Source organism: Deferrisoma palaeochoriense (assembly GCF_054656955.1).
The window spans coordinates 1-8,721 of record NZ_BAAHXI010000098.1 but is presented as its reverse complement, the minus strand read 5'-3'; the positions used below and the strand labels follow the sequence as shown (position 1 = coordinate 8,721).

5 protein-coding genes and 1 tRNA gene are annotated in these 8,721 nt (G+C 70.7%); 2 read left to right on the top strand and 4 right to left on the bottom strand.

From position 1 onward, the window contains the following. The 4 genes from pdxA to nadA all read right to left on the bottom strand — a co-directional run bounded on the left by pdxA (position 1) and on the right by nadA (position 6,785). Positions 1 to 963, bottom strand: coding sequence for a 4-hydroxythreonine-4-phosphate dehydrogenase PdxA (gene pdxA, locus ACYQ8L_RS17450; RefSeq protein WP_459943097.1), 963 nt, complete (start codon positions 961 to 963; stop codon positions 1 to 3). Between the two features lie 237 nt (positions 964 to 1,200). After that, a complete protein-coding gene (locus tag ACYQ8L_RS17445) occupies positions 1,201 to 2,094 on the bottom strand; it encodes a peptidyl-prolyl cis-trans isomerase (RefSeq protein WP_459943096.1) in 894 nt (297 codons plus the stop codon). 219 nt (positions 2,095 to 2,313) lie between these two features. Beyond that, positions 2,314 to 5,820 carry a transcription-repair coupling factor gene (mfd, locus tag ACYQ8L_RS17440; RefSeq protein ID WP_459943095.1) on the bottom strand — a complete coding sequence of 1,169 codons (3,507 nt, stop codon included), beginning with the start codon at positions 5,818 to 5,820 and terminating at the stop codon, positions 2,314 to 2,316. A gap of 50 nt (positions 5,821 to 5,870) precedes the next feature. Then, positions 5,871 to 6,785 carry a quinolinate synthase NadA gene (gene nadA, locus ACYQ8L_RS17435; protein WP_459943094.1) on the bottom strand — a complete coding sequence of 305 codons (915 nt, stop codon included), beginning with the start codon at positions 6,783 to 6,785 and terminating at the stop codon, positions 5,871 to 5,873. A 174-nt stretch (positions 6,786 to 6,959) separates the two neighbouring features. Here nadA and ACYQ8L_RS17430 point away from each other — a divergent pair. Beyond that, positions 6,960 to 7,035, top strand: a tRNA-Asn gene (locus tag ACYQ8L_RS17430). A gap of 518 nt (positions 7,036 to 7,553) precedes the next feature. Then, the gene (locus ACYQ8L_RS17425; protein ID WP_459943093.1) at positions 7,554 to 8,534 is read left to right on the top strand and encodes an AAA family ATPase; all 981 of its coding nucleotides are present in this window, start codon (positions 7,554 to 7,556) and stop codon (positions 8,532 to 8,534) included. The last annotated feature ends 187 nt before the right edge of the window (positions 8,535 to 8,721 follow it).

Genomic DNA, 8,721 nt, shown 5'->3' with positions numbered 1-8,721 from the left:
TCAATCCTCAGGTTCTCCGGCCCGGCGGCGGGCGATCTCGGCGGCCAGGCGTGCCGCTTCGCGGAAGCTCGTCGCGCTGGCCCGTCCGGTTCCCGCGATGTCGAAGGCCGTGCCGTGGTCGGGGCTCGTGCGCACGATGGGAAGCCCCAGGGTCACATTCACGGCGTCGTCGAAGTGGAGGAGCTTCAGGGGCCCCAACCCCTGGTCGTGGTACATGGCCACGGCCACGTCGAACGCGCCCGAGGCCGCCCGGTGAAAGAGCACGTCGGCCGGAACCGGGCCCTCGGCCGCGATGCCCTCGGCCCGGGCCGCCGCGACGGCCGGGGCGATCGCTTCGGCGTCCTCGGAACCCAGGAGGCCCCCCTCCCCGCCGTGGGGGTTCAGGGCGGCCACGCCGATCCGGGGGCCCGGAAGCCCGAAATCCCGCCGGAGCCCCCGGTGGGCGCCCCGAATTGTATCGAGCACCCGCTCCCGCGTGACCGCCCGGGGCACCTCCGCGAGCGGCAAATGGGTCGTCACCAGGACCACCCGGAGCCGGGGCCCGGCCAGCATCATGAGGGCCCGGCCCCCGCACAGGGCCTCCAGCATCTCGGTGTGGCCGGGATACGGGTATCCCGCGGCCGCAAGGCCCGCCTTGGTCAACGGAGCCGTCACGAGCGCCTCGGCCCTTCCCTCGCGGACCAGGCCCACGGCCGCCTCGACCGCCCGGGCCGCCAGCCGGCCCGACCGGGGCGTCGGACGGCCCCAGTCCCAGTCCGGGGGCAGTTCGGCCTCCACCGGCTCCACCGCCCACGGCCCGAGGTCCACGCCGGCGAGCCTGGCCGCCCGTTCCCAGACCACCGGGGGGCCGACCAGCACGGGCTCCGCGCCAGGAACGCAGGCCGCCAGGGCCTTCAGCGCCACCTCGGCCCCGATCCCGGCAGGCTCCCCACAGGTCACGGCGATCCGGACGGTCTGGTGCATGTTCGTTCACCGCTGGAAAGCTGGAAGGCTGGGAAGCCAGAAGGCCACCCCCCTCGGTTCCGGCTTCGCCGCCTTCCCCAACGTCTGCGAGCGGACTTCATATCGGGGGGCGGCATTTTGCGAGAACCGATCCCACTGCGGAGTTCGCGGGCCTCCCCTCGCGAACCGCGGGTGTGCGGCGATCTCCAGCCCCGTTCCCCCTGTCCTCCGTCTTCTGACTTCTGGCTCCCGCCCCCCCTACCCTTCCAGCCGCTTCACCTCGATCCGGGCCTTTTCCCGAAGCGAGCCGATCCAGGTGCGGTAGAGCTCCTCCTCCCGGTCCCGGAAGTACTCCTCCCGGATCCGATCGCGCACCTCCTCGAAGGCCGGCACCCGGCCCTTCCGGCGCTCCACCACCCGGAACAGGTGGTAGCTCCCGCGCATCTCCAGAACCGGCGTGACCGTGCCCGGCTCGGCGTCGGCCAGGGCGTCTCGCAAGGGGGCCGCCAGGCTGTCCACCGGCACGAACCCCATGTCGCCCCCGGCCGCCGCGGCGGGGCCGGTGGAGATCGCCCGGGCCACCTCGGCGAACGGGGCGCCGCCCAACACCTGGCTGCGGGCCGCCTCGGCCGCCTCCCGCGACGAGGTCTGGATGTGCTCCAGATGCACGGCGTCGGGTTCCTGGAACCGCGCCACGTTCTTCAGATAGTATTCCCGGAGGGCCTCGTCGCTCACGTCGAGCTTGGCCCGGAGCACCCGGCTCGCGAGCTTCATCCGCTGGATCTGGGACCGGATCTCCTCCAGGTACGCGTCGTAGTCCACCCCCTGGGCCTCCAGCACCTCGGGCAGCTTCTCCCGCTCGAGTTGGTTGCGCTCGCAGATGTCGCAGACCGCCCGTTCGAGCTCCTCGTCGGTCACCCGCACCCCGAGCCGCTCGGCCTCGGCCTCCACGAGGGCCTTCTCGATCAAGGCGTCCAGCGCGAGCTTACGGGCCTCCTCCCCCCGGGCCTCGCCGGTGCGCTCCTTCAGGGCCGCGAGCCGGCGAAGCTCCCCCAGGGTAATCACCCGGTCGTTCACCACCGCCGCCACGCCGTCGACGATGGCGGCCCGGGCGCCCCCGGCCGTTGCCGCAAGGGCGATCAGTGCCGCCATCCATCGTTTCCACGATCCGAACATGATCGGCCTCCGCACCATCTCAGAAACGAGAGCGTAAAAGCCCCTCCGGGGCCGCGCAACGCGTGAAGTATCTCCGGGTCAGAGCCCGATAAGGGACAGGCGAACGCGTTGGAATCCGGAACGCTTTCATCCGCCTAGCCGCCCAGCCGCCCAGCCGCCTAGCTGCCTAGCCGCCCAGCCGCCTAGCCGTCTTCCCTACCAGGCCGCACCGAGGCGCCGGAGAAACTCGGCCGCGTGGGCGATCACGGCGGGTCCCGTGACCTCGCCCACCCGATAGACCACCCGCTGGTCCGGGGTCACACGGTACGCCTGGGGGTCCTGCTGCACCAGGGCGAGCACCCGCTCCGGGTCCACGGCGGGGCTCTCCCCGAACGCCACCACCAGGTTCGCCCCGGTGTAGTCCAGCGACGTCGCCCGAAGCGACAGGAGCCCCAGCCGCAGCTTCATGATCTCCAGCAGGTTCTCCACCGCAAGCGGCACCGGCCCGAACCGGTCGATGATCTCGTAACGCAGCTCGTCGATCTCACCCGCGCCCCGGGCCCGGGTGAGCCGCTCGTAGAGCTCCAGCCGCTGCGCCGGGTCGGGCACGTAGTCGGCCGGGAAGTGGGCCGGCACCTTGAGCCGGATCTCCGGCTCGGGGGCCCTCTCGGCCGGCTCCCCCTTGAGCCGCCGCACCGCCTGCTCCAGGAGCTCCGAGTAGAGCTCGAACCCGATCGCGGCCACGTGGCCCGACTGGGCCTTGCCCAGCATCTCCCCGGCGCCCCGGATCTCGAGGTCGTGGGTGGCCACCCGAAACCCGGCGCCCAGATCGCTGAACTCCTGGAGCACCTGGAGGCGCTTTCGGGCCTCGGGGGTGAGCGCGGCCTCGGCCGGGACCAGGAGATAGCAGTAGGCCCGCAGGTTCGACCGCCCCACCCGGCCCCGGAGCTGGTAGAGGTCGGCCAGCCCGAACCGGTCGGCCCGGTCGATGAGAATGGTGTTGGCCCGGGGGATGTCAAGACCCGACTCCACGATCGCCGTGCAGACGAACACGTCGATCTCGCCGGCCACGAAGGCCTCCATGACCCGCTCGAGCTCCCTCTCCTTCATCTGGCCGTGGCCTACGCCCACCCGGGCCTCGGGCACGAGGCTCCGGACCCGCTCGGCCACCTCTCCGATCGTCTCGATGCGGTTGTGCACGAAGTACACCTGCCCGCCCCGGACGAGCTCCCGCCGGATCGCCTCGCGCACCAGGTCGTCGTCGTCCCGCGCCAGCACCGTGCGCACGGCGAGCCGGTCGGCGGGCGGGGTCTCGATGACCGAGAGGTCCCGCACCCCGGAAAGGGAGAGGTTCAGGGTGCGGGGGATCGGGGTGGCGGTGAGGGTGAGCACGTCCACCCGGGCCCGGAGCTTTTTGAGCCGCTCCTTCTGGGCCACCCCGAACCGGTGCTCCTCGTCCACCACCACGAGACCCAGGTTCTTGAACCGCACATCCCGCTGGAGCAGCCGGTGGGTCCCCACCACGATGTCCACCGTGCCGTCCTCGAGGCCCTTGAGCACCCGCTTCTGCTCGGCCGGCCCCACGAACCGCGACAGCATGCCCACCGTGATCGGGTGCCCCTCGAACCGGCGCCGGAACGTGTGGAAGTGCTGGGCCGCCAGCACCGTGGTGGGCACCAGCACCGCGACCTGCCGGCCGTCGTGCACGGCCCGGAACGCCGCCCGGATGGCCACCTCGGTCTTCCCGTACCCCACGTCCCCGCACACGAGCCGGTCCATGGGCCGGGGGCCGGAAAGGTCGGCCATCACGGCCTCGATGGCCGAGAGCTGGTCCGGGGTCTCCTCGTAGGGGAAGGTGGCCTCGAACTCCCGGTAGGCGAGGTCGGGCGGCGCGTAGGGCGGCCGCTCGGCCAACTGCCGGCGGGCGTAGATCTCCAGGAGCTCGTGGGCGAGCTTCTCGATGCCCTCCTGGGCCTTGGCCCGGGTGCGCTGCCAGGCCGTGCCGCCCAGCTTGTCGAGCCGGACCGGCCCCTCCCCCGGCGCGCTGTAGCGCTGGACGAGCCCGATCCGGGTGACCGGGAGGTACAGGCGGTCGCCGCCCGCGTACTCCAGGTGGAGGTAGTCGCCTTCCTCGCCCGCCACCTCCAGGTGCACCAGGCCCCGGTAGAGCCCGACCCCGAAGTCCACGTGGACCACGGCGTCGCCGGGCCGGAGGTCGGCCAGGGTCGAGCGGAACTCCCGCCGCCGGGGCGGGCGGCGGCGCACCTTCTCGCCCAGGATCTCCGTGTCGGTGACGATCCACAGGCCCTTGGCCGGGAACCCGAACCCCCGCTCCAGCTCCCCCACGGCCAGGTGAAGGCCGCCATCGGCCACGGGTTCCTCCGGGAACGGTTCGGGCTCTCCCAGGAGGAGCTCGTACCCGCCCAGGAGATCCGCGAGCCGCCGGGCGCCGCCGGCCGTCCGGGCCACGAACCACACCGCGTGGCCCTTGGCCCGCTCGGCCTCCACCGCCCCGACCAGGGGCTCCAGGAGGTGCTCTCCCCGGCGCCGGCGCAGTTCGGCCACCAGGCCGTCGTTCGACCGGGTGCGAAACGCGAGGGCCCGACCCCCGCCGCCCTCGATCTCGAGCTCCTCCAGGTCGAGCCGCGTGCCCGAGGCGGCGAAGGCCTCCCACTCCTCGGGCCGGACAAAGGCGTCCGCCACCCGGGGAACGGGTCGGCCGGTCTCCACGGCCCGATCGTGGGCCGTTTGGGCGTCGTCCAGGGCGTCTCGGGCCCGGGCCCCCACCTCGGCCGCGCCCTCCCGCACGAGCACCGCGTCGGCCGGCAGGTACTCCCACACCGCGGCCGGCCGCTCGTAGAGGTAGGCGAAGAACACCTCCCGGAGCACGCCCCCGGCCTGGGTCCGAAACGCCTCCAGGGCCTCGGCCGTCTCCGCCCGCGAGAGCCCCAGCTCCCGGCACCGCTCCCGGAGCCGCCGGGCGGCCGCCTCGATGGCCCCGTCGCCGGCCAGGGCCTCCCGGGCCGGCAGGAGCACCACCCGGTCCAGCCGGCCCATGGAGCGCTGGGTCTCGACGTCGAAGGGCCGGATCGACTCCACCTCGTCGCCGAAGAACTCGATCCGCACGGGCCGCGGGTACCCGGGGGGGAACACGTCGACGATGCCGCCCCGGGCGCTCACCTCGCCCCGCTCCGACACCTGCCCCACCCGGTGGTACCCGGCCGCCACCAGGTGCTCCAGGAGCCGGTCCCGGTCCACCTCCTCGCCCACGCCAACGCTCCGCACCGCGGCCTCCAGGGCCTCGGGGGGCAGGGTGCGCTGGAGCACGGCCGTCACCGGGGCCACGGCCACCAGCGGCCCGCCCTGGCGGATGCGGGCCAGGGCCGCGAGCCGGCGGGCCGACACCTCGGGCAGGGGCGGGATCGCGTCGAAGGGCGAGGTCTCCCACGCCGGGAGCACCACGACCCGCTCGTCGCCCGGGTGCTCCGGGACCTCGGGTTCCCCCAGGAAGAACCGCACCTCGGCCGCGAGCCGGCGGGCCTCCGACAGGGTGGGGGTGAGGACGAGGTAGGTTCGGGGCAGGGCCGAGACGAGCCGGGCAAGCACGAAGGCCCGGCTCGATCCCCGAAGCCCCTGGGCCCGCACCGGCTGGTCGGGCCCCAGGAGGGCCTCCACCAGGTCGGCAACGCGGGCGCCGCGGCGCGGGGAAACGGGTGTCGTCATGGACGGGTACGAGGGATCGCCGGGGGCCGAGCCGTATCGCCCGCCCGCGCTCAGTCGCGGCCGGCCTGGAGCATGCGCTCCAGGGCCGTCACGGCCCGGGCCCGCACCGCCTCGGGCACGGTGACCACGTTCTCCATGGTCTCGAGGCTCTCCAGCACGTCCTCCAGGCTCGTGAGCTTCATGTTGGGGCAGATCATCTGGTCCGAGGGGGCCACGAAGGTCTTCTGCGGGCTGTCCTTCCGGAGCCGGTGGAAGAGCCCGGTCTCGGTCCCGACGATCACGGTGTCGGCCTCCACCTCCCGGCACCACTCGATCATGCCCGAGGTGCTTTTGACCGCGTCGGCCAGGTCCAGGACCTCGGGCCGGCACTCGGGATGGGCCACGAACGGCGCGCCGGGGTACCGGGCCTTCGTGGCCTCCACGTCGGCGGCCCGCAGCCGGTGGTGGGTGGGGCAGTAGCCCTTCCAGTAGAGCACCGTCTGGTCCGTGTGCCGGGCCACCCACTGGGCCAGGTTCTGGTCGGGGGTCAGGTACACCGTGGGCGCGCCCACCGACCGGGTCACCTTCACGGCGTTGGCCGAGGTGCAGCAGATGTCGCTTTCGGCCTTCACCTCGGCCGAGGAGTTCACGTAGGTCACGATGGGCACCCCGGGGTGCTCCTCGCGGATCCGGCGTACGTCGTCGGCCGTGATCATGTCGGCCATGGGGCACCCGGCGTCCATGCGGGGCAGGATCACGGTCTTCTCGGGCGACAGGATCGCCGCGCTCTCGGCCATAAAATGCACCCCGCAAAACACGATGACCTCGGCGTCCGTCTTGGCCGCGGCCATCGAAAGGCCCAGGCTGTCGCCCGTGATGTCGGCCACGTCCTGCACCTCGCCCCGCTGGTAGTTGTGGGCCAGGATCACGGCCTTGCGCTCCCGGGCCAGGGCCCGGATGTCCCGCTGCAGCTTCTCCACGTTCATGGCGCTCCGTCCCTCGGAAACCCGGGCCCCGGCGCCCGCCGAAGCCCCGCGTGAAAACAGGGAATCGGGTATGCTACGGGCCCGCGGGCCGCCGGGTCAAGGAAGGCCGCGGGAGCGCGACGGATTCCGCCCCTTGACACGCCCCCGGTGGATCCGTATAAAGGGCGCCTTCGTTCCCCGGTAGCTCAATCGGCAGAGCGGGTGGCTGTTAACCACTAGGTTGGCGGTTCGAGTCCGTCCCGGGGAGCCAGAACACGCCCCGCCCGTCCCGGGCGGTTACTCCGTTTCGCCAAAGGCCCCGCCGGCACACCCGGCGGGGTCTTTGCGTTTGCCCCCGATTGCACGAGAAGTCGCCCGAGCACCGCTTCCTGGGCGGTGCCCCCCTCTAACGTGGCTTAGCCCCACACCCCCGGGTCGCCCCGCCTCACTTGCCCTCCCGGCTCCCCCTACAGTACCTTTTCCCGGCACTCCGGCGCCCCGACGACGAAGCGTCAAAGGCACCTCGCCTCGCAAGCGTTTTTCGCCCCTCGCGATGGCATCCTACGTCGGCCCTGGCGACGCCCCGGACCCCACGGTCTCTCTCGCTTCCGGGCGCCGGCCCTGCAAGGCCCCTGGGGGCGAAGGCCAACGGCGGCGGCTTGCGCAATGCTCCAGGGGGTACCTCGGTCCGGGCAGGGCGAGGTCGCGAAACCTCGGATTTTCGGGCGGGCCCAAACATAGCGAAGAACCGCATGACCTCCGCATCTACACAGGATGGAAGACTAATCCATGGCACGAGCCGATCTGATACTGCACCTAATCCGAGCTGCCGCCCGTGGTGATCAAGCGCTGGTGAAGAAGGCCGCAGAGGCGTTGGCCGCAGACGAAAGAGCGAAAAACCACACGATCTTCGCCGAGCGAATCCTCGCACAACTCAAACACGAAACGGACAGGGCCCCGAGGCCGGCGCCAACGCTTCCGGCCACACATCACTCGGGGCCTCTCTGGGCCGAATTGATACCGAAGCGAAGGTTGTCGGACCTTATTTTACCTCCACACGTTGAGACTTCAGTGCGTGAACTCGTTGAAGAACAGCTCCGCGCTGATCTTCTGCGCTCTCATGGTCTGGAACCACGGCACCGTGTCCTCTTCGCCGGCCCGCCCGGCAACGGCAAGACGTCACTAGCTGAAGCCATCGCCGACGCGCTGTGCGTGCCGTTCCTGGTGGTCCGCTACGAGGCACTCATCGGAAGCTATCTCGGCGAAACCGCTCAGAGAGTCGGACAGGTGTTTGAATATGCGCGCTCGCGACAGTGCGTTTTATTCTTCGATGAGTTCGACGTCGTCGGGAAGGAACGCGGTGATGTGCACGAGACCGGCGAAATCAAGCGAGTGGTCAGCTCCTTGCTACTTCAGGTGGATGCGCTCCCGAGCTATGTCGTTGTCATTGCCGCAAGCAACCATCCGGAACTCCTTGACCGCGCTGTATGGCGCCGATTCCAGCTCCGCCTCGAACTACCCATGCCCCGCCAAGGGCAAATCGAAGAGTGGTTTCGCCGGTTCCAAGCACGCACAGGGCACGAGCTGGGACACTCTGCGCGGAGCCTGGCGCAAAGCTTGAATGGAGTTAGCTTTGCCGAAATCGAGGAATTTGGCTTGGATGTCTTACGGCGCATGGTACTGGCCGGACCGGCCGCAGATCCGCGCGCAATCACAAAAGCCTGCCTGGACTACTGGAAAAAGAGATTTTCCTCCGGTGTTAAGGACTAAGAAGTTACGATGGCTAACTATCCTCTTCTCCTCTTCCCGAGACCGACGCTTGGACAGCGACCAAAGAGACGACCTGTACCGCCAAATATTCGAGTCCCTCCGGCAGATCAACAGGCAGAACGCCTTGCACCCAAGTTCCAGCGACTCTTCGACACCATAGAGAGGCGCCGTGTCGAGATCAAAGACA